This window comes from Rhodococcus sp. LW-XY12 (assembly GCF_019317345.1).
Lineage (GTDB): Bacteria > Actinomycetota > Actinomycetes > Mycobacteriales > Mycobacteriaceae > Rhodococcus > Rhodococcus pyridinivorans.
Genome location: NZ_CP079226.1, coordinates 138,190 through 161,356, shown reverse-complemented (window position 1 = coordinate 161,356; position 23,167 = coordinate 138,190). Strand labels below are relative to the sequence as shown.

Annotated in this window: 21 protein-coding genes; 17 read left to right on the top strand and 4 right to left on the bottom strand. The window is 66.9% G+C overall.

Annotation, left to right across the window (positions count from 1 at the left end; genetic code table 11):
* Window positions 1-44: 44 nt before the first annotated feature.
* From KXC42_RS25045 to KXC42_RS25030, 4 genes are read left to right on the top strand one after another with little or no spacing between them, the layout of a single operon-like run.
* Complete coding sequence (locus KXC42_RS25045; protein ID WP_064256997.1) at window positions 45-1,187, top strand: acyl-CoA dehydrogenase family protein; 1,143 nt, start codon at window positions 45-47, stop codon at window positions 1,185-1,187.
* Between the two features lie 23 nt (window positions 1,188-1,210).
* A complete protein-coding gene (locus KXC42_RS25040; protein ID WP_064256996.1) occupies window positions 1,211-2,422 on the top strand; it encodes an acetyl-CoA C-acetyltransferase in 1,212 nt (403 codons plus the stop codon).
* An 11-nt stretch (window positions 2,423-2,433) separates the two neighbouring features.
* A complete protein-coding gene (locus KXC42_RS25035) occupies window positions 2,434-4,614 on the top strand; it encodes a 3-hydroxyacyl-CoA dehydrogenase NAD-binding domain-containing protein (RefSeq protein ID WP_064256995.1) in 2,181 nt (726 codons plus the stop codon).
* A 13-nt stretch (window positions 4,615-4,627) separates the two neighbouring features.
* The gene (locus KXC42_RS25030) at window positions 4,628-5,230 is read left to right on the top strand and encodes a TetR/AcrR family transcriptional regulator (RefSeq protein WP_064256994.1); all 603 of its coding nucleotides are present in this window, start codon (window positions 4,628-4,630) and stop codon (window positions 5,228-5,230) included.
* A 49-nt stretch (window positions 5,231-5,279) separates the two neighbouring features.
* Here KXC42_RS25030 and KXC42_RS25025 read toward each other — a convergent pair whose 3' ends face one another.
* A complete protein-coding gene (locus KXC42_RS25025) occupies window positions 5,280-6,215 on the bottom strand; it encodes an ABC transporter substrate-binding protein (RefSeq protein ID WP_064256993.1) in 936 nt (311 codons plus the stop codon).
* A gap of 407 nt (window positions 6,216-6,622) precedes the next feature.
* Here KXC42_RS25025 and KXC42_RS25020 point away from each other — a divergent pair, with 407 nt between their 5' ends.
* Genes KXC42_RS25020 through KXC42_RS24990 form a run of 7 tightly spaced genes read left to right on the top strand, consistent with a single transcriptional unit; the run spans window position 6,623 to window position 13,456 of the window.
* Window positions 6,623-7,768 carry a thiolase family protein gene (locus tag KXC42_RS25020; protein WP_064256992.1) on the top strand — a complete coding sequence of 382 codons (1,146 nt, stop codon included), beginning with the start codon at window positions 6,623-6,625 and terminating at the stop codon, window positions 7,766-7,768.
* Window positions 7,765-8,547 (top strand): enoyl-CoA hydratase/isomerase family protein, encoded by a 783-nt coding sequence (locus KXC42_RS25015; RefSeq protein ID WP_064256991.1) that lies wholly within the window; start codon window positions 7,765-7,767, stop codon window positions 8,545-8,547. Before KXC42_RS25020 ends, KXC42_RS25015 begins: the two co-directional genes overlap by 4 nt.
* Window positions 8,544-9,551, top strand: a complete 1,008-nt coding sequence (locus KXC42_RS25010) for a nitronate monooxygenase family protein (RefSeq protein WP_257606229.1) — start codon at window positions 8,544-8,546, stop codon at window positions 9,549-9,551. The genes KXC42_RS25015 and KXC42_RS25010 overlap by 4 nt, the downstream gene beginning before the upstream one ends.
* On the top strand, window positions 9,548-10,312 hold the full coding sequence (locus KXC42_RS25005; protein WP_064256990.1) for a crotonase/enoyl-CoA hydratase family protein: 765 nt from the start codon (window positions 9,548-9,550) through the stop codon (window positions 10,310-10,312). The genes KXC42_RS25010 and KXC42_RS25005 overlap by 4 nt, the downstream gene beginning before the upstream one ends.
* On the top strand, window positions 10,309-11,343 hold the full coding sequence (locus KXC42_RS25000) for a CaiB/BaiF CoA-transferase family protein (RefSeq protein ID WP_156665292.1): 1,035 nt from the start codon (window positions 10,309-10,311) through the stop codon (window positions 11,341-11,343). The genes KXC42_RS25005 and KXC42_RS25000 overlap by 4 nt, the downstream gene beginning before the upstream one ends.
* 16 nt (window positions 11,344-11,359) lie before the next feature.
* Window positions 11,360-12,508, top strand: coding sequence for an acyl-CoA dehydrogenase family protein (locus KXC42_RS24995; RefSeq protein ID WP_064256988.1), 1,149 nt, complete (start codon window positions 11,360-11,362; stop codon window positions 12,506-12,508).
* A gap of 36 nt (window positions 12,509-12,544) precedes the next feature.
* Window positions 12,545-13,456: a LysR family transcriptional regulator gene (locus KXC42_RS24990; RefSeq protein WP_064256987.1), complete on the top strand. Its 912-nt coding sequence runs from the start codon at window positions 12,545-12,547 to the stop codon at window positions 13,454-13,456.
* Here the strand turns inward: KXC42_RS24990 and KXC42_RS24985 are convergent.
* Entirely contained in the window at window positions 13,390-14,286 is an 897-nt protein-coding gene (locus KXC42_RS24985) for a LysR family transcriptional regulator (protein WP_064256986.1), read from the bottom strand. The genes KXC42_RS24990 and KXC42_RS24985 overlap by 67 nt on opposite strands.
* Window positions 14,287-14,445: 159 nt before the next feature.
* Here KXC42_RS24985 and KXC42_RS24980 point away from each other — a divergent pair, with 159 nt between their 5' ends.
* The 6 genes from KXC42_RS24980 to KXC42_RS24955 are packed head-to-tail and all read left to right on the top strand — an operon-like array spanning window position 14,446 to window position 20,387.
* Window positions 14,446-15,519, top strand: a complete 1,074-nt coding sequence (locus KXC42_RS24980; RefSeq protein ID WP_064256985.1) for an MBL fold metallo-hydrolase — start codon at window positions 14,446-14,448, stop codon at window positions 15,517-15,519.
* Window positions 15,500-16,396 carry an SDR family NAD(P)-dependent oxidoreductase gene (locus KXC42_RS24975; protein ID WP_064256984.1) on the top strand — a complete coding sequence of 299 codons (897 nt, stop codon included), beginning with the start codon at window positions 15,500-15,502 and terminating at the stop codon, window positions 16,394-16,396. The genes KXC42_RS24980 and KXC42_RS24975 overlap by 20 nt, the downstream gene beginning before the upstream one ends.
* Complete coding sequence (locus KXC42_RS24970) at window positions 16,396-17,241, top strand: MaoC/PaaZ C-terminal domain-containing protein (RefSeq protein ID WP_064257017.1); 846 nt, start codon at window positions 16,396-16,398, stop codon at window positions 17,239-17,241. The genes KXC42_RS24975 and KXC42_RS24970 overlap by 1 nt, the downstream gene beginning before the upstream one ends.
* A complete protein-coding gene (locus KXC42_RS24965; protein ID WP_082899724.1) occupies window positions 17,238-17,657 on the top strand; it encodes a Zn-ribbon domain-containing OB-fold protein in 420 nt (139 codons plus the stop codon). The genes KXC42_RS24970 and KXC42_RS24965 overlap by 4 nt, the downstream gene beginning before the upstream one ends.
* A complete protein-coding gene (locus tag KXC42_RS24960) occupies window positions 17,654-18,790 on the top strand; it encodes a hypothetical protein (RefSeq protein WP_064256983.1) in 1,137 nt (378 codons plus the stop codon). The genes KXC42_RS24965 and KXC42_RS24960 overlap by 4 nt, the downstream gene beginning before the upstream one ends.
* On the top strand, window positions 18,741-20,387 hold the full coding sequence (locus tag KXC42_RS24955; RefSeq protein WP_219130577.1) for an AMP-binding protein: 1,647 nt from the start codon (window positions 18,741-18,743) through the stop codon (window positions 20,385-20,387). The genes KXC42_RS24960 and KXC42_RS24955 overlap by 50 nt, the downstream gene beginning before the upstream one ends.
* Window positions 20,388-20,581: 194 nt before the next feature.
* Here the strand turns inward: KXC42_RS24955 and KXC42_RS24950 are convergent, their stop codons facing one another.
* Together KXC42_RS24950 and KXC42_RS24945 are read right to left on the bottom strand one after the other, a co-directional pair.
* Entirely contained in the window at window positions 20,582-22,009 is a 1,428-nt protein-coding gene (locus KXC42_RS24950) for an aldehyde dehydrogenase (RefSeq protein ID WP_064257015.1), read from the bottom strand.
* 31 nt (window positions 22,010-22,040) lie between these two features.
* The gene (locus KXC42_RS24945; RefSeq protein WP_169833867.1) at window positions 22,041-23,054 is read right to left on the bottom strand and encodes a zinc-binding dehydrogenase; all 1,014 of its coding nucleotides are present in this window, start codon (window positions 23,052-23,054) and stop codon (window positions 22,041-22,043) included.
* Window positions 23,055-23,167 lie beyond the last annotated feature (113 nt).

Below are 23,167 nucleotides of genomic sequence, written 5' to 3'. Positions count from 1 at the left end.
GCCAACAGCGCATCTCCACCACATCCTCGAGAGGAACCCCAGTCATGTCGCTGGACCATTTGACGACCGAACTTGACGATCTCACCGCACTCGCCCGCGACTTCTTCACCAAGGAGGTCGCACCCCGGCGCGAGGAGTTCGCCGAATCCGGGCAACCCGACCGCGCGCTCTACCGCAGGGCCGGTGAACTCGGCCTGCTCTGCATGTCCGTGCCGGAGGAGTACGGCGGCGGCGGCGCCACCTTCGCGCACGAAGCGGTGCTGTTCCGCGAGCAGGTCCGCGGCGGAGAAATGTCGATGCAGCTCGGCGTGCACACCGGCATCGTCCCGCACTACATTCTCGCCTACGCCAACGAAGAGCAGAAGCGACGCTGGCTGCCGAAGCTCGCCAGCGGTGAGTGGATCGGCGCGATCGCGATGACGGAGCCGGGAACCGGCTCCGACCTCCAGGCGATCACCACCCAGGCCGTCCGCGACGGCGACGACTACGTGATCTCCGGTGCCAAAACGTTCATCTCCAACGGCGCCACCTGCGACCTGATCATCATCGCGGTCAAGACCGACCCCAAGCAGGGCGCATCCGGGATCTCGCTGCTCGCCGCCGAGGTGGGCGACGAGACCCCGGGCTTCGTCCGCGGCCGCAAGCTCAAGAAGATCGGCCAGAAGGGCCAGGACACCACCGAGCTGTTCTTCGACGGACTCCGGGTACCGGCCGCGAACCTGCTCGGGACCGCCGAGGGGCAGGGCTTCATCCAACTGATGCAACAACTGCCCCAGGAACGCCTCATCGTCGGCGTGGCGGCACTCGGCGCGGTCGAGTCGGCATACGAGCACACACTCGCCTACGTCCGGGAACGTCACGCGTTCGGCAAACCGCTGTTCGCCCTGCAGAACACCCGCTTCGAACTCGCGGAGATCACCACGACCCTCGAGGTCATGCGAACCTTCGTCGACGATGCCATCGAGCGGCACCTGCGCGGCGAACTCGACGTCAAACGCGCCGCAATGATCAAGCTCTGGTGCTCCGACCGGCAGACCGAGGTCATCGACCGATGCCTGCAGCTGCACGGCGGCTACGGCTACATGGAGGAGTTCCCCATCGCCCGCCTCTTCGTCGACGGCCGCATCGCCCGCATCTACGCCGGCGCCAACGAGGTCATGAAAGACCTCATCGCCCGATTCCTCTGACCCCGAACGCACTGGAGCAGAACATGACCCACGCCTTCATCTACGAGGCCATCCGCACCCCGCGAGGCCGCGGAAAGAAGACCGGCGCACTGCACGGCGTCAAGCCGATCGACCTCGGCGTCGGACTCGTCCACGAGTTGCTCGCCCGTCACCCGCAGCTCGACCCAGCGACCATCGACGACATCGTCTTCGGTGTCGTCTCCCCGGTCGGCGACCAAGGCGCCGACATCGCCAAGACCATCGCCCTGCGCGCCGGACTCCCCGATTCCGTCGGCGGCGTCCAGCTCAACCGCTTCTGCGGTTCCGGACTCGAAGCGGTCAACACCGCCGCGCAGAAGGTCGTCTCCGGATGGGACGATCTCGTCCTCGCCGGCGGCGTCGAATCGATGTCCCGCATCCCGCTCGGCACGGACGGCGGCGCCTGGCCGATGGACCCGATCACCAACTACGAGACCTACTTCATCCCGCAGGGTGTCGCGGCCGACCTGATCGCCACCATCAACGGCTTCACCCGCGACGACGTCGACGCCTACGCGGTGCGCTCGCAGCAGCGGGCCGCGGCCGCGATCACCGGCGGCTACTTCGCCAAGTCGATCGCGCCGGTCCGTGACGTCAACGGTGCAGTGGTGCTCGACCACGATGAACTTGTCCGCGGCAACACCACCGCGGAAGCACTTGCAGGACTCAAGCCGTCGTTCGCCGACATGGGCAAGCTCGGCGGCTTCGACGCCGTCGCCCTGCAGAAGTACCACTGGGTCGAGAAGATCGACCACGTCCACCACGCCGGCAACTCGTCCGGTATCGCCGACGGCTCCGCGCTGGTGCTCGTCGGCAGCGAGGCCGCGGGCGAGGCCGCCGGACTGACGCCGCGGGCGCGCATCGTCGCGACCGCCACCAGCAGCGCCGACTCCACGATCATGCTGACCGGTCCCGTCCCGGCGACCGAGAAGGTGCTGGCCAAGGCCGGACTCACGGTCGACGACATCGACCTGTTCGAGCTGAACGAGGCGTTCGCGTCCGTCGTCCTGAACTACCAGCAGCACTTCGGCATAGCCGACGACGTCATCAACGTCAACGGAGGTGCGATCGCGATGGGCCACCCGCTCGGCGCCACCGGAGCGATGCTGACCGGAACCATGGTCGACGAGCTCGAGCGTCGCGGCGCCCGCCGCGCCCTGATCACCCTCTGCATCGGCGGCGGCATGGGCGTCGCCACCATCATCGAGCGGGTCTGAGGAGAACCGTCATGACCAACAACCACACCGACGTCATTCGCTGGGAGCAGGACGCCGACGGCGTCGTCACGGTCACCATCGACGATCCCGGCCAGCCCACCAACACCATGACCGACTCGATGGCAGTCGCACTCCGGTTGATCGTCGAACGCCTCGAGGACGAGAAGGACCGCATCACCGGTGTCGTCGTCACCTCGGGCAAGGACACGTTCTTCGCTGGCGGCGACCTGAACAAGCTGATGAACGCCGGTCCCGCCGACTCCGCCGAGATCGCTGCCGGGCTCGATCATTTCAAGGAGTCGTTCCGCCGCCTCGAGACCCTCGGCCGGCCCGTCGTCGCCGCGATCAACGGCACCGCGCTCGGCGGCGGCTTCGAGGTCGCGCTCGCCACGCACCACCGGATCGCCCTGGACAAGAAGGGCAGCCTGCTCGGCCTGCCCGAGGTCACCCTCGGCGTCCTGCCCGGCGCCGGCGGCGTCACCCGCGTCGTCCGCATGCTCGGCGTGACCCCCGCGATCCTGAACGTCGTCGGCCAGGGCCAACGGATGAATCCGTCGAAGGCGCTGAAGGTCGGCATCGTCGACGAGGTCGTCGCCACGGCCGACGAGATGCTCGCCCGCGCGAAGGCGTGGATCGCCGAGAACCCCGATGCTGCGCAGCCCTGGGACCGCAAGGGCTACAGAATCCCTGGTGGGGCCCCGAGCTCACCCGCCCTCGCCGCCCACCTGCCCGCTGTGCCGGCCAATGTACGCAAGCAGCTCAAGGGTGCACCGATGCCGGCCCCGATCGCCGTGGTCGCCACCGCGGTTGAGGGTGCACAGGTGGACATCGACACCGCCTTCGCCATCGAGACCCGCTACTGCACGAACCTGATCTGCGGCCAGGTGTCGGCGAACATGATCAAGGCACTGTTCTTCGACCTCAATGCCGTGAACAAGGGCCAGACCCGGCCCACTGACTACCCGGAGCGCCGCGCCGAGAAGGTCGCCGTCCTCGGCGCCGGCATGATGGGCGCGGCAATCGCCTATGTGGCTGCGCTATCTGGTGCTGAAGTGGTTCTGCGGGACATCACCATGGATGCGGCCGAGCGCGGTAAGGACTACTCCCGACGTTTGCTCGACGCGTCCGTGGCCAAGGGGCGTATCGACGAGGTCAAGCGCGACGCTGTTCTCGGCCGGATCCTCGCAACAGACAACATCGCCGACGTCAAGGATGCCGACCTCGTCGTCGAGGCGGTGTTCGAAGATGTCGAGCTGAAGAAGAAGGTCCTCGCCGAGGTCGCCGCCAACGTAGGCAACGACGACGTGCTACTTGCCTCGAACACCTCAGCCCTGCCGATTGGCGAGATGGCCTCCGCCGTCGACCGCCCGGACAACGTGATCGGTCTCCACTTCTTCTCCCCTGTCGACAAGATGCCGCTCGTCGAGGTCGTCGTCGGCGAGAGCACCTCCGACGAGGCACTGGCCCGCGCACTCGACTTCGTCAAGCAGATTCGCAAGACACCCATCGTCGTCAAGGACGTGTACGGCTTCTACGCGAACCGCGTCATCGCCAAGTTCGTGGACGAGGCGCTGTCCCTCGTCGCAGAAGGCATGCATCCGGCGAGCGCCGAACAGGCCGCGCTGCAGGCCGGATTCCCTGCTGGCGCACTGACACTCTTCGACGAGATCAACATGAAGACCATCGCGAAGATCCGCGCCGGATTCATCGCCGACGCGAAGTCCCGTGGCATCCCGTTCGTACCCAGCGCCTCTTACCCGCTCGTCGACCGGATGCTCGAGGAGTTCGACCGACCGGGGCGACTCGAGGGCCGCGGCTTCTACGAGTACGACGGGCCGGCGGGCAAGCGGCTGGGTCTGTGGCCGCGAATAGCCGAGGACTACCACCGCCCGTTCGTCGACATCCCGTTCGACGACGCCAAGGAGCGGATGCTCGTCGCCGCAGCGATCGAGGCCTACCAGTGCTACGACGAGGGTGTGATCACCACCGTCGCTGAGGCGAACATCGGCTCCATCATGGGGATTGGATTTCCCGCCTGGACGGGAGGCGCGCTGCAGTACATCAACCAATACAATGGTGGTCTCGCCGGATTCGTTGCCCGCGCCGATCAACTTCGGGAACGCTACGGCGACCGGTTCGTGGTCGCAGGTTCGCTACGTGCGTCGGCTGCGAGAGGCGAGCGGCTGCTGTGACAGCATTGACGCCATGACGACCAACCTCGAACCTCGGTGGCGACGCCTGGAGCCGGATGAGCGGCGGTCTGCGATCCTGACTGCCGCCATCCGGGTCTTCGGTGAGCAACCCTACGGGTCCGTCCAGATGGCGGCGGTCGCCAAAGAGGCCGGTGTCGCCCGAGGGCTGCTCCACCACTACTTCGGGACCAAACGAGACCTGTACCTCGAAGTCGTGCGTGCGATGATGTTCGTCCCGATGCTCGACGACGTGGACCTCCCTGAGGGGACGCTGCGCGAGCGGGTGACCGCGTCCGTCGACTGGCTGATGAAGGTTCTGGCGGCCCACGGTCGGACCTGGCTCGCGGTCGGCGTTGATGGGGGAGGCAACGACCCTGAACTGCGGGCGATCCTCGACGAGGCCGACAACCAAGCGGCCGATCGGGTTCTCGAGGCGATCGGGTTCACGGGCACCGGGAGCGCGCGGGTCACCGCACTGGCGACCATCCGTGCGTACGGCGGGATGGTGAAGGCCGCAGTGCGGGAATGGGTGGACCACGAGACCCTCACACAGGATCAGGTGCGGGAGGTTCTCAGCGAGACGCTGGTAGTTCTGGGCGAGCGAATCGTCCGCTAACCGCGACGGGTGGGGGTTGAGGGGAGTGTCGGCCCCCACCCGCCGACGGTCAGCCCTGACGGCAGGCCGCGGCCGCGGCTACCGTCTCCGTGTCCACCAGTCGGTCGGTCGGAACGGGTGTGTCGTACTCCAGGTTGCCCTGGGCCATCGTCCACTCCTGCAGCTCCTCGACGTACGTGTCAGCGCCGTCCATGCTGAGGGTTGGATCAAACGTCAACGGAACACCCTCGCGCAGCGACGCCTCGTCCTGGTCGAGTGCCGCCGCGAGCAACCGCACCGTTTCCGGGTTCCCGCGGTAGTTGCCTTGCAGATACTTCTCGGACACGTCCCCGACCACCATCATGAACCGCTTGAGAACCTCGGGGCGGTCACCGAGCGACGGGCCGGCGAGCAGTGCGCTGCCGTTCACGCCCGGCTCGTACGTCCCGAGCAAACGGAGGTTCTCGTCCTTCGCTGCCATCCGCTCGAACGGCTGCGACAGCCACGCCGCCGCCACCGCGCCGTTCTCCAGTGACGCAAGCGAATCCGCGCCGCTGAGCACCGTCCACTTTACGTCGTCAAGGGTCATGCCCTGTTCAGTCAACGACTTCTCGAGCAGCTTGGCACCCGCGCCGGTCCCGGCCGGCGCGACAGGCGTCGCGATCAGCTGACCCTTCAGACCTGACAGGTCGAGTTCGTCACCTGTCCCCACGTACCGGATGTTCGCCCAGTATCCGGGCAGCTCCTCCGTCTCTTCCGTCGACGGCAGCTCGTACAACGGCATCACCCACCGCAGGTTCATCCCGCTGTTGGCCATGTTGAAGTTGGCGGTACTGAACGACGTCATCTGCCCGTCGAGTCTGCGTTGCGCGATCTGGGGAAGGGCGTCCGCGGTGGGCAGCGGCTCGATCTTGACATCCAGGTTCGCCTCATCGAACGCTCCGCTTTCGATCGCGAGCAGCACAGGCGCCATTCCCTCGATCAGTTGCCCGGCGGCGAGCGTCACCGATTCGCGAGCCGACGACGTGGGGCATGCCTCGGACGAGCCACCTTCCGCTGCAGTGGAATTGGTTCCTTCGGGTGTGGAGCAACCAGTCAGAGCGAGGGGTACGACCGCCGCGAAGGCGGCAGTGGTGAGCACATTTCTCAGTGGGCGCATGTGGGGGCCTTCCGTGGGAACGGGTCATGGATGTGATGAGACGCAGACCACATCACGGCGCTGTGTGGTGTCAACGAACGGGAGCGTCGCGCCAACCCGCCGTAGCCGGCCTCCGCAGCCCTGACCTGCTCCTTCGCGGAACCCATTCAATTCTCCGGCACCGCCCGTCGGCAACTGGTCCTTGTTCGGCGCTGGTCGGGCCGCATTCAATCGGAAGAACCCGAAAGTCCCGGAATTGGAAAGGTGGAACCCCTATGCGTGACGTCGTCATCGTCGAAGCCGTGCGGAGCCCCATCGGTCGCCGCAGGAAGGGCCTCGCCGATGTGCATCCCGTGGAACTCGCGGGTCAGGTCCTGCGCGGTCTGATCGACCGGTCGGGCCTCGACCCCCTCCTGGTGGACGACGTGATCATGGGTTGTGTGTCCCAGGCAGGGGAACAGGCGGGGAACATCGCACGGATGGCTGCGCTCTCCGCAGGGTGGCCGGAATCCGTTCCCGGCGTCACCGTCGACCGACAGTGCGGATCATCGCAGCAGGCAGTACATTTCGCCGCAGCGTCGATCCTGTCAGGTATGCAGGACATCGTGGTGGCCGCGGGAGTCGAGTCGATGACCAGGGTCCCGATGGGCACCGCCCGGATGGGGGTGGAGTCGGCACTTGGGCCCAGCCTGGAACAGCGATACGGGATCACCCGTTTCAATCAGGGCACCGGCGCCGACCGGATCGCCGAAGAGTGGCAGCTGTCGCGACGGCAACTCGACGAACTGTCCGCCGTGTCCCACCACCGTGCGGCCGAGGCGCAACGCACAGGAACGTTCGCCGACGAGATCCTTCCCGTCACCACCCCCAACGGCAACGTGGTGGCGGCCGACGAGGGCATCCGACCCGAGACGACCGCCGAGACCCTCGCCGCGCTCGAGCCCGCATTCGGCGGGTTGCACACTGCCGGCTCCGCGTCCCAGGTCTCGGACGGGGCCGCGGCCCTGCTCCTGATGACGTCGGAGCGCGCCGCCGAACTCGGCCTGACCCCGATGGCGCGCCTGCACTCATTCAGTGTCGTTGGCTCCGACCCACTCACGATGCTGACCGGCCCGATCCCGGCGACGGCGGCCGTGCTCGCCAAAGCGGGTCTCGGGATCGACGACATCGACACCTTCGAGGTGAACGAAGCGTTTGCGTCGGTCCTCGGAGCCTGGCTGACGGAAACAGGCGCCGACCCAGCACGCACGAATCCGCAGGGCGGCGCCATTGCTCTCGGGCACCCGCTCGGTGCGTCCGGCGCCCGGCTCATGACCACGATGGTCCATCGCATGAAGCGGGAGGGCAGTCGCTGGGGCCTGCAAGCCATGTGCGAGGGCGGCGGCATGGCGAACGCGACGGTCGTGGAGGCTCTCGCATGAGCACACCCAGTGTGCTGGTCGCCCGCGACGGTGCGGTCACGACACTGACCCTCAATCGCCCCGACCGCAAGAACGCGCTCGACCGATCCGCGTGGATCGCGCTGCGCGAGGCCGTCGAGGATGTGGCTGACGACGGGACCACGCGAGCGATGGTGGTGCAGGGCGCCGCGGACACCTTCTGCTCCGGCGCCGATGTCACCGCGGGTGGGGGTCCGGCGGCGCACCCGTCCGCCCGGATGCGGTTGATCACCAGTGCCGTCGTCGCGCTGCACGAGATCCCGGTGCCGACGATCGCCAAGGTCGACGGCGACGCGGTGGGCGCGGGCTGGAACCTTGCTCTCGCTTGCGATCTCGTCGTCGCCACGACCCGTTCGCGATTCTCCCAGATCTTCGCCCGGCGCGGCCTGTCGGTCGACTGCGGCGGATCGTGGTTGCTGCCACGGATGGTCGGGGTGCACCGCGCGAAGGAACTCCTGTTCCTGCCGGACCTACTCGACGCGACGGCGGTCCATCAGCTGGGGCTGGTGAACCGGCTGGTGGACGCGGCCGATCTCGAATCCACGGTTGCCGAGCTGGCGGCACGGATCGCAGCCGGACCACCAGTCGCGCTCGCGCAGAACAAGGCGTTGGTCAACGCTGCGTTCAACGGCACGTTCGCCGAGGCCGTCGCGCGCGAGAACGACGCCCAACTCATCAATTTCGCGACCGACGCACCGGTCGGTCGCGCCGCTGCGGTGGCCCGCGAGACACCGCGATTCGAAGGACGGTGGCAACTGTGACCACACCCGGACCGATACGCACACCCTTCACGGAGCTGTTCGGGATCGACGTACCGCTCGTGCAGGGCGGGATGCAGTGGGTCGGACGGGCGGAGATGACCGCCGCCGTCGCCAACGCTGGAGCTCTCGGCTTCCTCACTGCGCTCACCCAGCCGTCTCCGGCCGCGCTCGCAGCGGAAATCGAGCGGACCCGAGGGCTGACCGATCGCGCCTTCGGCGTCAACCTGACGATCCTGCCCACGATCAATCCGCCCCCGTACGACGAGTACTGCCGGGTGATCGTGGACAGCGGGGTCAGGATCGTCGAGACAGCAGGCAATCTGCCCGCTCATATCGTCGAGATGCTGAGCCCGCACGGCGTCAAGATCATTCACAAGTGCACGAGCGTCCGGCACGCGATGAAGGCCGAGTCCCTCGGCGTTGCCGCGATCAGCATCGACGGCTTCGAGTGCGCGGGCCATCCCGGTGAGGACGACATCGGAGGACTCGTGCTGATACCGCGCACCGTCGAAAGCGTGTCGATTCCCGTCATCGCCTCGGGTGGCATCGCCGACGCCCGAGGGCTCGTCGCGGCCCTCGCGCTCGGCGCCGATGGGGTGAACATGGGGACACGCTTCATGTGCACCCAGGAGTCGCCGATCCACCCGGACATCAAGGACGCCATCGTCAACGCCGATGAGCGGGCAACGGAACTCATCTTCCGTCAGCTGAACAACACGGCGCGCGTTGCCAGCAATGACGTCAGCCGGGAGGTGGTCCGGCGCCTGAACGACGGTGCAGTGTTCGAAGACATTCGCGAACTCGTCGCAGGGGCCAGGGGGCGCCGGGTGTACGAGAACGGCGATCCCGACCTGGGTATCTGGACCGTCGGCACGTCGCAAGGCCTGATTCACGACGTCCCCACAGTGGCGGAACTCGTCGAGCGCATTGTCCTCGAAGCCACCGATCTCATCGCGAACCGGCTCGCTCCGCTGGTTCCCGTTCCGAACGGACAGTTCGCATGACCGACGAAGTACTGATCGAACGCACCGACGGTGTACTACTCATCACCCTCAACCGACCGGACGCGCGCAATGCCATGACGCTCGCGATGGCCGAGCGCATCGGGGCGGCCGTCGACGACCTAGAGTCGGACGACACCTTGTCGGCGGCGGTCATCGCTGGAACGGGGACCGCGTTCTGTGCGGGAATGGACCTCAAGGGCTTCCTCCGCGGTGAGAAGCCGTCGATTCCCGGTCGCGGGTTCGGCGGGATTGCACAGCGGCCGCCGACGAAGCCGCTGATCGCAGCGGTCGAGGGATGGGCGCTGGCGGGAGGATTTGAACTCGTGCTGGCATGCGACCTGGTGGTCGCCTCTGAAACCGCCCGATTCGGGCTTCCCGAGACGAAACGTGGCCTGGTCGCGGCGGCAGGTGGGCTCTTCCGCCTTCGCGAGCGCATCCCGGCCAACATCGCGCTCGAGCTCATTCTGACCGGTGAGCCCATCGACGCGGGGCGCCTACATCACTACGGCCTGGTCAATCACGTGACCCCCGGCGGGCAGGCGCTGGATCGAGCACTCGAGCTGGCAGCCACCATCGCCGCGAACGGGCCCCTCGCCGTCGCGGCGAGCAAGCGAGTATTCGTGGAGTCCGTCGACTGGGATTTGGAGGACAGGTTCGCCCGGCAGGCGCCGATCACCGCGCCGATCGCGACGAGCAACGACGCGCGTGAGGGTGCCGCGGCGTTCGCCGAGAAGCGGCGCCCGGTGTGGACCCGGTCATGAGCCCGGCGCCGCTGACCGGCATTCGCGTGGTAGAGCTCGGCGGTGTCGGCCCGACACCGTTCTGCGCGATGATGCTGGCGGACCACGGTGCAGAGGTGACCCGTCTCGTTCGACCCGGCGCCGTGCCGCGCCCGGCCGTCCTGGACCGCGGAAAGCGGATCGTCGAGATCGATCTCAAGGATCCGAGCTGCCGCCAGGAGGTTTTGGCGCTCGTCGCAGACGCGGACGCCGTGATCGAAGGATTCCGTCCCGGCGTCGCGGAACGGCTCGGCCTCGGACCAGACGACGTGGCCGGCGTGAGGCCCGGGATCGTCTACGGCCGTATGACCGGGTGGGGGCAGAGCGGCCCACTTGCCGACAGTGCCGGGCACGACATCAACTACATCGCGGTCAGTGGCGTACTCGGTTCGATTCGCCGGGAGCCGGACCGACCGGTGGTTCCCCTCAACGTGGTGGGTGACTTCGGAGGCGGTGCGATGATGCTCGCGTTCGGTCTGGTCAGTGCGCTCCTGAGAGCCAAAGACACCGGTGTCGGTGCCATCGTCGATGCGGCGATGGTGGACGGGTCCGCTGCCCTCATGGCCATGACGTGGGGATTTGCCGCGGAGGGTCGGTGGTCGGAGCCCGCAGGCCGGAACCTGCTCGATGGGGGCGCACCCTTCTATGACACCTACACTTGCGCCGATGGTCGTCATGTCGCAGTAGGGGCCATCGAACCGCAGTTCTATCGCGAGCTCCTGGACGGTCTCGACCTGACGGACCAGGTGGACCCCCGAGACCAGCACGACCGCGATGCCTGGCCGCAGCATCGCCGACTCTTCGAGTCCCGGTTCGCAACTCGCGACCGGGACGGATGGGTCGAGCACTTCGCTGGGCGCGACGCGTGCGTGTCGCCAGTTCTGGCCATGCATGAGGCCCCGCATCATCCTCACAACCGTGAACGCGCTGTCTTCTCCACGGACGCCAACGGATTCGCGTTGCCGGAACCCGCGCCACGGATTACCGCACTCGGCTCCTCTCGCCGGGACTGACAATCAAGGAGACGCCATGACCACATCGATCTACCAGCCTGAACACGAGGCGTTCCGCGGGTCCGTGCGGACCTTCCTCGAACGCGAGGTGGTGCCGCACTTCAACGAATGGGAGAAGTCCGGCAAGGTGCCGCACGACTTCTACACGAAAGTCGGCGATCTCGGCCTGTTCGGACTGCGAGTGCCGGAGGAGTACGGGGGCGGCGGATTGGAGAACAGCTTCCTGTATCAGTCGGTGTGGACCGAGGAATGCAGCCGCGCGGGTGTGGCTCTCGGGGGAGTGGGGACCCATGCGAACCTCGTCATTCCCTACATCCTCGCCAACGGTTCCCCAGAGCAGAAGAAGCGCTGGTTGCCGGACATGGTCGACGGACGTCGCATGGGCGCCATCGCGATGACGGAACCGGCGACGGGTTCCGATCTGGCCGGCATGCGGACGAGCGCCCGAAAGGACGGCGGCGACTGGGTACTGAACGGGCAGAAGACGTTCATCACCGGTGGCATCAACGCCGATCTGGTGATCGTCGCGGCACGCACGAGCACGCACGAGGAGCGCCGTAAGGGGCTCTCCCTGTTCGTGGTCGAGTCGCACTTCGACGGATTCAGCCGAGGTCGCAACCTCGAGAAGATGGGTCAGAAGGCCACTGACACCGCCGAGTTGTTCTTCGAGGACGTGCGGGTCCCCATGGGCAACCTCCTCGGAGAGGAGGGGGCGGCGTTCAGCTATCTCGCCCACAACCTGGTCGGTGAACGCTTGGGTATCGCCCTCGGAGCCCAGGTTTCCGCGGAGACCGCGCTGCGCATCACAATCGACTATGTCAAGGAACGCAAGGTCTTCGGCCAGCCGGTCGCCGGCTTCCAGAACACGAAGTTCGAACTTGCCTCCTGCCGAACCGAGATCGCCGCAGGTCGAGCACTGATCGACCAGTACATGCTCGCGCACGAGGCCGGCGAGCTGACCGCCTCCGAGGCGTCCATGGCGAAGGTGTACTGCACGGAGTTGCAGTCGCGTGTCATCGATCGGTGTCTGCAACTGCACGGAGGGTACGGGTTCATGAGTGAGTACCGGATCAGCCGGATGTACACTGACTCTCGAATCTCTCGCATCTATGGCGGCACCAACGAGGTGCAGCGGGGCATCATCGCCAAGTCGATCGGGCTGTGATCTCCCCGGCTCCGCCCGACCAGGATCGGAGGGGCAATGGAGCTGCAGCAGCTACGCTTCTTCGTGGTGGTCAGCGAGCAAGGAAGCATCAGCGCCGCCGCCTCCGTGCTGCAGGCCTCCCCGGCCACCATTTCGGAGGCACTGCAGACGCTTGAGCGCAAGCTCGGGACACCGTTGTTCTACCGGCTCGGCACCGGGATGGCCCTGACCTCGGCCGGGTACGCGATGCTTGGAACCGCGCGGCGCCTGACACGACTTGCCGCAGCAACCCCCGAGGCCATCCGACAGGACGGCGGCGCTGCCGCGGCTCGGCTCACCGTCTGTCTGATCGACAACTCGGCCTCGGGGGCGGGGCCACGGTGCATCGCCAGTTTTCTTCGACAGAGTTCACGGGCATCGGTGGTCACGACCCGCGCGGCGAACGCGACGGACGCGGCCGATCTCGTCAAGAGTGGGATGGCCGACGTCGCGATCGTCGTTGTCGGGCGGACGGCCGCCCAGGCGAACGATCTCTCCTCGCTCGTTCTGGACACCGAAACCGTTCTCGCCGTTCACCCTCCCGGCACCGTGGTTCCGGCGGAGGGATTGACCCTGGAAGATCTCTCCGAACGCCCGCTGGTTCTGTCCAGTTCGTCTTCCGACATCTATCCGGCATTGGCGGAGCACTTCAGCCTGCTCGGTTCACCGCGGCGGGTTCCCCTACGCGCCTCCCGCCGGGAGGACCGCTTGAGTTTGGTCGCCGCCGGGCTGGGGTCGAGCTTCATCACCGACCGGGACCGGGCCCGTGCGGAGCACATCGGCGCCGTGGTGTGCCCGTTGAACCCTGTCCTCGAACGTGACGTCCACCTGCTGTGGGCCGAGGATCGGGAATCAGGCGTCACTCAGGACTTCGTCGAGGTCTGCAGGGCGGAAGCGGAGACCAATCTCGCCGCGCGGACGAAGGCTTGAGCTGCGGGTGTCAGCGGTCCAGTGCGATGGACCAGTCCGACGTCGCGGAGCAGGGGCGGAGAGAGCGACCGACGTGGTGTCCCCGGGAGCACGATGTCGGCGGCTGCGTCTGAGACGAAGGTCGCAACTGCTCCGTACGACACTACGTCCCAAAGGGTTTCGCGCTCGGCTGCGGTCAGGAGCACTCGCTCGGCCACCGCGACGATGTGCCGCGCGGAACGCGACTGTCCCGCGCTCGCGCGGTCGAGCAGCGCAAACGGCAGCAGCCGGGTCTGCGCCTTGGTCAAGGGTTCCGCCCCGTCGCCGATAACCGACTCGGCGCCGACCACGACAATCTCCTCGCTGCCGAGCAGGTGGGTGACCAGCGACTCCTCATGCATCGGCAGCTCGACGAAACCGAGCTCGGCCGCACCGTTGCGAACGAGCGTCGCCGCTCCCTCCGGGGACCGGCCGTCGAGCACGACAACCTGTATCTGAGGATGGCGCGCGAGCATTGCCCGTGCGATGGCCGGGAGCGGAAACACCCCGAAGGTGCTCGACGTCGCCACCGTGACCCGCCCGGTCCGCAGCTGAACGACCTCTTCGACCTGGGCGCGGGCCAGATCGACCTGTTCGATGATCTCGCGGGCTTGCACTTCCAGTTCGCGGCCCTCCGGCGTCAGTTGTAGCTGCCGCCCGACCCGGGTGAACAAGGTGACGTCGAGGCGCTTTGCGAGAGTCCGCATAGCCTGCGACAGCGACGGCTGCGACATGTAGAGGGCCTGCGCCGCAGCGGTGACGTTCCCGTGATCGATTACCGCAACAAAGTACCGAAGCAGCCGTAGATCCATGGCATCAGCCTACAAGGATCGTGACGGAATCCATACTCGCTCACAGCCTTTACCCAGCCATAGGCACTTCCGACCGACGATTTCGACGTTTGGACTTTGTGTGACGTGCTCCACTTCGGCTTGGCTTCAGGGCAACGCCAAACAACGCGGAGGACTGTCATGATTTGCACAGGTAGTCGACAACGGGACGCCTGGTCTGCCCGCAGACTTCCCGCCGTCGAGCAGATCGCTCCCGACGTGTGGGCTGTTCCGGTGCCCGCCGGCAGCCTCCCGATCCGATACACACTCTGCTACCTGATTGCGGATGACGACGGTTGCGTCCTTATCGACCCCGGCCTGAACACCGACGAGGCGTGGACCACGCTCGTGCGCGGAGCCGCCGAGTGCGGATTCGACCTCGCTGACGTGACCCGTGTCCTGATCACACACATGCACCCGGATCATTTCGGCCTCACACCGCGACTGCTCGAGCACGCGCCGCAGTCGAGGGTGTGGCTCCATATCGCGGACGCGGACACCGTGCGGCCCGACCGGTCTGCGTTCAACGAGGCACGAACGGCCGTATGGCGGAGTCTCATGGCGACGACAGGGTGCCCGGACCCTGTCCGCATCGGCGAGCGCGCGCTCCGATCGCCGCGGCTGGCACCAGACCTGCTGCACCGCGTGGACTTTGTGGCCGACGGTGATCGAATCGAGGTCGCGGACCGCACCCTCACGGCGTGGTGGACCCCCGGTCACACCCCAGGCCACCTCTGCTTCGCGGACGAGCGTGCCCGCGTGCTGTTCAGCGGTGACCACCTGCTGCCGACGATCTCGCCGAACATCAGCCAGCTGTACCACCTCGAGGACGACGTGCTGGCGCTCTACCTCTCGTCGCTCGACCGCGTCGCGCTGTGCGATGAGTGGGAAGTGTTGCCCGCCCATCAATTCCGATTCCGAGGGGCGCGGGAGCGGGTGCGGGACTTGCAGGAACACCACACCGACCGGCTCGACGAGATCGCGACGGTGTTGCGAGTGCGCGGACCGATCTCCTGCTACGACGTGGCACTCGCGCTGAGCTGGCACCGGCCGATCGGTGAGCAGGACTTCCGCGCGACCAACCTCGCGGTGAAAGAGACCCTGGCGCACCTTGTACATCTGCGAAGGCAAGGACGCGCAGTACTCGACGCCGGCGAACGCTGGCGCCCGAACTCAACGAAAGAGAGTGGAGCAAATGACCGTAGCTTCGTGTGAAGGCCGGGTGGTCATCGTCACCGGCGCAGGGCAGGGACTCGGTGCCGCGTATGCGGAACGGCTCGCCGCCGCGGGCGCGAAGGTGGTGGTCAACGACCTCGGTGTGACTCTTGACGGTAGGCCTGACCCTGATGCGCCCGCCGCATCCGTAGTCGACCGCATCACCAGCGCGGGAGGCGAGGCGATCTTCAGTGGGCACGACATCTCGAACTGGAACCAGGCCGAGGACCTGATCCGGCTAGCGGTGGACACCTGGGGACGGTTAGACGTCCTCGTCAACAACGCTGGGGTCCTGCGCGACCGGACCATCGCGAAAATGACGGAGGCCGAGTTCGACGCGGTGATCAACGTCCATCTGAAAGGTACGTTCAGTACGCTCCATCACGCCGCAGTGCACTGGCGGGAACGCGCCGACGCCGGCGAGAAGGTGGATGCGCGGGTCATCAACACGACATCGGTGTCGGGGCTCTTCGGCAACGTCGGGCAGGCCAACTACTCGGCAGCCAAGGCGGGTATCGCCGCGATGACGATCGTCGCCTCACTCGAACTTGCCCGCTTCGGCGTGACCGCCAACTGCATCAGCCCAGGAGCCGCGACCAGGATGGTCGCCTCGATCCCCGGCCGGGATCCGGCCACCGTGAACGACGAGATGTCACCCCGCTGGCCCGCAGCGGTGGTGGAGTGGCTCGCTTCGCCACGCAGCGCCGACGTCACCGGGCGGGTCTTCCTCTCCTCCGGGCGAAAAGTGGCCGTCGCCGAGGGCTGGTCGCACGGTCCCAGCGCCCCGCCTGCGGATGACATCGACACGCTCGACAAGACGCTCCACGAGTTGCTCGAGATCGCTCGCCCGAACGCAGACATGCGCGGGCCCAAGTGATGTTGCTCTACGACAACGTCGGGGCCGGTTCCGAACCGTGGAGTGCCGACTGGACGACGGACGACACGCTGCTCTACAACCTCGCGGTCGGCTCCGGCCCGCAGGACCTGCACCTCGTCACCGAGAACTCGCAGGGCATTGAACTGCAGGCACTCCCGACCTTCGCGGCGGTGCTGGGCGGCTCGCTGCGGCCGGTCAAACACCTTGTCGGCGAGTTCCCCTCGCACTGCATTGTTTTCGCGGGGCAGCGGGTGGAGTTGCACGCGACGCTGCCGGCAGAGGGACGGATCGACGTCACCACGAGCATCGTGTCGATGACCGATCGTAGTACGGGCGTGGTACTCGAGACGGCAGCCATGGCTCGCAATCATGCCGACGGGACGCCGCTGTTCACGTCACACTCGTCCTACTTCCTGCGGGGTCTCGGCTCGAAGCCGATGTCGAGCGGCGAACGTCCGGCCCTAGTCGAGCAGATGTGGGGCGCGAGCGTGACGGCGTCCACCCGCGACGACCAGGCGTTGCTCTACCGGCTGTGCGGTGATCGCAATCCGTTGCACAGCGATCCGACATTCGCCGCCCGTGCCGGTTTCGGCCGGCCGATCCTCCACGGGCTCTGCACCTGGGCGACCGTTGCGCGCACGGTGATCGGCAGGGTACTCGGCTCCGACGTCGGTGCGGTGGCCGAGATCGACGGACAGTTCCGCAACCCGGTGTTTCCCGGTGAGTCCATCGAGATCGACGTGGCACAGGTGGATGAGTGCGAGTTGGTCTACCGAGCACGCGTGGGCGAACGTGTCGTCGTCGACGGCGGCCGGATACGCACGACCAGGGGGGTGACTCTGTGACCACGGAGCCCATGCCGGTGCCGGAGCCGACGCCGCTCACCGCGCCGTACTGGGACGCGGCGCGACGGGGAGAACTGCACCTGCAGCGATGCGCGCGCTGCGACGAGGCGATCGGATACCCACGGCTGAACTGTCCGAGCTGCGGGGGCAGGGAACTCGGGTGGTTCCGGGCACAGGGCACGGGGCGCATCTGGAGCTACGTGGTCGTCGAACGGACCGAGCCAGCGTTCGCCGCCGCCGCGCCGTACGTTGTCGCCGTTATCGAGTTGGACGAGGGCCCGCGGTTGCTCTCCGTGATTCGAGGAGTGGAGGCCCGACACGACATGTCTCTCATGGACCGGCGGGTACGGGTGGAGTTCGAACCACGCGGGAACCAGCAGATCCCGGTCTTCACGGTTCAGGAGGAGCACGCATGACCACCGGTTGCCACATCATCGGTGCCGCGGAAACCGAACGGCTCGGCCGCATTCCGGACCAGTCCGTGCTGGAGCTGAACGTCGAGGCTGGCCTGAGGGCACTCTCCGACGCGGGCGTGGGGATCGGGGACATCGACGGTGTCGCGGGGGCCTACTCACCCCACCAGGTGGCACACGCCCTCGGCGTGCAGCCCCGATGGGTCGACACGACCAATGTCGGCGGGTGCTCATTCATGGCCCACGTCCGCCACGCCTCGGCCGCGCTGAGGGCCGGGCACGCGAACGCGGTGCTCATCACCCACGGTGAATCGAACCGATCTCGGGTCGGTGTACCCCCCCGGCCCCGCGATCCTGCCGCCCTGGTTGGGCAGTTCGAGGAACCGTACGGGGCACGCGCCCCGTACACGAAATTCACCCTGCCCGCGCTTCGCTATATGCACGACCACGGTCTGACCGAGTCCGACCTTGCGGCGGTTGTCGTCGCGCAGCGGGAGTGGTCGCACCAGAACGCGCGGGCGGGACGCCGCGACCGAGTCACGATCGACGAGGTGCTCGCGGCGCCGGTCCTGGCGTGGCCGTTCCGGGTCCCGCAGGTCTGCATGGTGACGGACGGCGGTGGAGCCCTCGTGCTGGTCCGGGCGGAGGACGTCGGTCCTGCCCAGAAGGGCAGGGCGGTCGAGGTCCTCGGCACCGGCGAGGGCACGGATTCGCTGATGGTCGCGTATATGCCGGACGCCGGCGTCTCGCGTGCGGCTCGGCAGGCCGCAGGCGACGCCTTTGCCGAGGCGGGGCTGCAGCACTCCGACATCGACCACGTGATGAACTACGACGCCTTCGCGCACTTGCCGTGGATCGGACTAGAAAGCATGGGCTTCTTCGAACCCGGCGCAGCGGCACGGTTCATCGCCGACGGCGGCACGAGCCCGGGTGGTGCGCTCCCGCTCAACACCAACGGAGGCGGCCTCGCCTACACACATACCGGCATGTACGGGATGTTCGCGTTGACGGAGTCCGTGCGCCAGATCCGGGGCGAGGCGGACGCCGACGCGGGGGTGGTTGGTACCAGCCTCGCCCTCGGGTTCGGTGGAATGTTCACCGCTGCTGCCGTCACCATTCTCGGCCGTCCCCGTTGACTGGACATATGGATATAGTGAAGGAGAAATTATGCGCAGCTTCTATTCGTACGCCGAGACCACGCCCGATCGAGCGGCGGTCGTAGACCCCGACGGCACAACCACTTCGTTCGGCGACCTCGCGGCCCGGGTGAATCAGCTGACTCACCTCATTGTCGCCCGTGACCTCGATCCCGGCGCGTCGGTCTGCGTGCTGCTGCCCAACGGCGCGGCTCTGTTGGCGGTACAGCGCGCTGTTCTTCAGCAGCCGTTGTACCTGACGACGATCAACTGGCACTTCGCCGCCCCGGAAGTGGCTCACATCCTCCAGGACAGCGATGCGCGGATCGTATTCACCACTGCGGAGTACGCCAGACTCGTCCGGGAGGCGTGCCTGCTGGCCGGCCTCCCGACCGATCGCATCGTCGAGCTCGACCGGACCGGAGGCAACGCAGAAGTCGAGGCGCACCCGCTGACCCGACCGGAGTCTTCCGCTGGCGGAAGCAGGATGCTCTACACCTCAGGAACCACCGGCAAGCCGAAGGGGGTTCGTCGCCCGCTGCCTGCAGGCGGGCCGGACGCGGTCGCCGCGGCGGCCGTCGAGCGGGCCGAGAAGTATGACGTGAACCACGAGGGTGGGGTGTATCTCTCGGTCGCTCCCATGTATCACGCCGCCCCGCTGTCGTACGCCGACCAGGCACTGGAGGTCGGCCACACGGTCGTCATCCTGCCTCGCTGGTCTGCTGTGACCGCGCTCGACGCCATCGAGCAGTACCAGGTGACCTGGGCATACCTCGTCCCACTCATGATGCAGGACATGTTGGAGGTCAGGGATTCCCACCGAGTCGACGTATCCAGTCTCCGGACCGTCATCCACACGGCGGCGCCGTGCCCGCCGTCGGTGAAGCGGGCGATGATCGATTGGCTCGGTCCCGTCCTCAACGAGGTGTACGGAGGCACCGAGGGGTCGGCCACGCTCATCACCTCCAAGGAGTGGCTGGCCCGACCAGGATCCGTCGGACGTGCGCGGGCCGGGGTCCGGATCACCATCCGGGGGGAGAACGGTGAAGGGTTGCCACCCGGCGAGATCGGGGCGATCTACTTCGAGAACGCCAAGACGCCGTTCGAATATCACAACGCGCCCGAGAAGACGAAATCGTCACGCATCGCGAACGAGATCACGCTGGGCGACATCGGATATCTCGACGACGACGGGTACCTCTACCTCTGCGACCGCACCGCAGACACCATCATCTCGGGTGGTGTGAACGTCTATCCCGCCGAGATCGAACACGCATTGGTCGAGTTGCCCACCATCCGGGAGGCCTGCGTGGTGGGCCGGCCCGATCCGCGATGGGGCGAGTCGGTCCACGCCGTTGTCGTGACCGCGGAGCCAGTCGAGGATCACGACTCGCTGCGCGCGGAGGTGGAGACGGCACTGCGGACGAAGATCGCGGGCTACAAGGTTCCCCGCACGTTCGAGTTCGTCGACGAGCTCCCGCATTCGGAGGTGGGCAAGCTGCTCCGCCGGGTGGTGCGTGAGCGGGTCGTCGCGGAGTCCGGTTTCGCGAACGGCGGCGCACTGGCGAGCGCGCTTGGTGTCGACGGTTCGAACTGAGAAGTGCTGAAGCACAGTCGGTTCCGACTTTGGCGGGTGTTGAGAGTGGACCCACTCTCGACACCCGCCAATGTCATGTGCATTGTTCATGTGCATCGTAATGTCAGGTCCATCGACTGCCCGCGGGCATGCGTAAACTCCCGCCGGCGTTCTGCCGACGGGAGCACGTTCGGGGCGGTGTCGCGGGTGCGCGGCTAGGAGTCCCGGGCGATCAACGCCTGCAGGTTCGTGTAGGCGTCCAGGGCGTACGTGCCGCCCGTCCGTCCGATACCGCTGTGCTTGTTGCCGCCGAAGGGTGCCAGTGGATGCCGGGCCGTGGTGTTGATGCCGACCTGTGCGGCGTCGAGTCGGGATGCGACGGCTTCGGCAGCCTCGAGATCGGCGCTGAAGACGTAGTCGTACAGTGCGAATTCGAGGCTGTTGGCGATCTCGACGGCCTCCTTGTCGCTGCGGACGGTGCTGAGCGCCATGATTGGTCCGAATGCCTCGATGCGCATGACGTCGTCGTGCGCATCGGCTCCGGCCACAAGCGTCGGCGCGGTCCAGAATCCCTTGTCGGGGAGATCAGTGAACTGATGCACCCGCCGTCCCGCGGCCGCGGCGGACCCGACGAGCCGCTCGATGTGGTCACGCTGTGTCGCGGAGATGACTGGCCCAACCGACGTGTTCGGGTCGCGCAGGTCTCCGCTCCGCAGCGTGGTGAGCACGGTCGCCAGTCGATCCTCCAGACGGTCCGCCACCGACTCGTGGGCCAGGATCCGTGACGGCGTCAGACACACCTGGCCGGACTGCAGAGTCCAGGTCCGGGTGACGTTGGCGACTACCTGGTCTAGGTCGGCGTCTGCCCGCACGATGACGGCGCCCTTGCCCCCGAGCTCCAGCAGAAGGCGTTTGACCTGAGGCGCAGCGTTGGCGAAGATCGCGCGACCGACATGGGTGCTGCCCGTGAAACTGATCGCGCCCACCCGGGGATCGGCGACCAGTGCCTCGCCCGTGGCCGGAGTCGATCCGGTGAGCGTTCCGACGACACCGGGGTCCAGGCCCAGCTCGCCGGCGGCCAGGGTGGCGATACGACCCAGCTCCATCACCAGCAGCGGGTCCTGGGGCGCGGGCTTCATGACCACCGCGTTCCCGGAGAACAGTGCGGCGCTCACCTTCGCAGACATCGCGAGGAGCGGGAAGTTGTACGGGCTGATACAGCCGACGATCCCGACCGGGCGACGGTACAGGCGGGCAGAAACACCTGCGGCGTCGGCCGGCGCTGCGGGCGTGAGGGCCTCAGCCGGGGTGCGCGCCCACTGGCGGAACCGCGCCACCGCGCCGTCGACGTGCAGCGTGCGGGCAACGTCGATGCGAGCGCCGGTGTCGCGAATCGCCAACTCCGTCAGCGACTCCCGATCGGTCTCGAGGTGGTCGGCGATCCTATCCAGAAACTTGCGCCGAACGTCGAGGTCGGTGGCCGCAAAGCTGCGGCGCGCACGATCCGCGGCATCGATCGCTCGTTCGGTGTCTGCAAGGCTGCATTCGGGTACGGAGGCGATCTCCGCACCCGTCGCGGGGTCGTAGACACCGTAGGTCGCGGTAGATGTGATCGCGTCGCCGTCGATCCAGGTCGTGTACATCAACTCATCCTTCGTCTCGGACGGTGCTTCGTCAGTGGCCACGGAAGTCGAGATACCCGCGGGCAAGCTCGCCCCTGCCGAGTGCCGTGATCAGGTCGTTCACATTTTGTGGGGGAACGAGAGCGGAGACGACAGGTGACAGGTCGAGTTCTCCCCGCTCGATCGAGGCGGCCAGCTGGGGGATGAAGTGCTGCGGCGACACCGAGCCCATCCGGCATCCGTGGAGCGACTTGTCGTTGAAAAAGTCGCGGATCTCGAGACCCACATCGGTGCCGTGAGCGGGCAGGCCCACGATGACGCATCTGCCGCCCCAGCCGAGTGAGTGGAAGGCCTCCCGCAGCACCGGTGCCGCCCCCGTGCACTCGAGCACGACGTCAAATCCCTCCGCGGGTGCGATCGACGCGATGGCGCCGGCCGTCGTGGGTGTGTGGAACTCGTCCGCTCCGCAGCGGAAGGCCAGTTCACGTTTGCTCTCGTGCACGTCGTATGCGGTGATGTGGCGCGCCCCGTAGTGCCGAGCGGCGATGATCGAGTTCAGGCCCACGCCCCCGACACCCGTGACGAGGACGCTGTCACCTTCGCCGATGCGCGCCTGCTGCTTGGCCGCGCCGAACGCGGTGACCGTGGCGCACCCGAGCATCGCGCCGACGAGCGCGTCGAGGGACTCGGGCAACTCGATGAGTTGCGACACCCCGACCACCGTGCGGGACGCGAATGCCCCGAGTCTGACGAACTGGTGCACGGGGCGGCCATGCCTTGTGAACGGCGACGGTGCGGGTGCGGCACTCGCCCGGCACCAGTGTTCGCGTCCGCTGGAACAGAACTCGCACGTTCCGCATGACGGGAGGACGGTGAGCGTCACGCGTTTGCCCAGCCAGGCTGGGTTTACGCCCTCCCCGAGACCAGCGACGCGACCGATGGCTTCATGGCCCAGCACGACCGGCGTCAGTTGCGGGATGTCGCCCGCCACCGGCTTGAGATCGCTGTGACACAAGCCAGCGATGTCGATGTCTACGGAGACCCGACCGGGGCCAGGTTCGCCCACCTCTAGATCCTCCACGTACTGGACCTCATCGCCGGTCCACAGTATGCCCTTCACGGCTCACCAGATTTCACTCAAAGACATTTGCTTTCCTTCATTGGAAGTTAGCACATCAC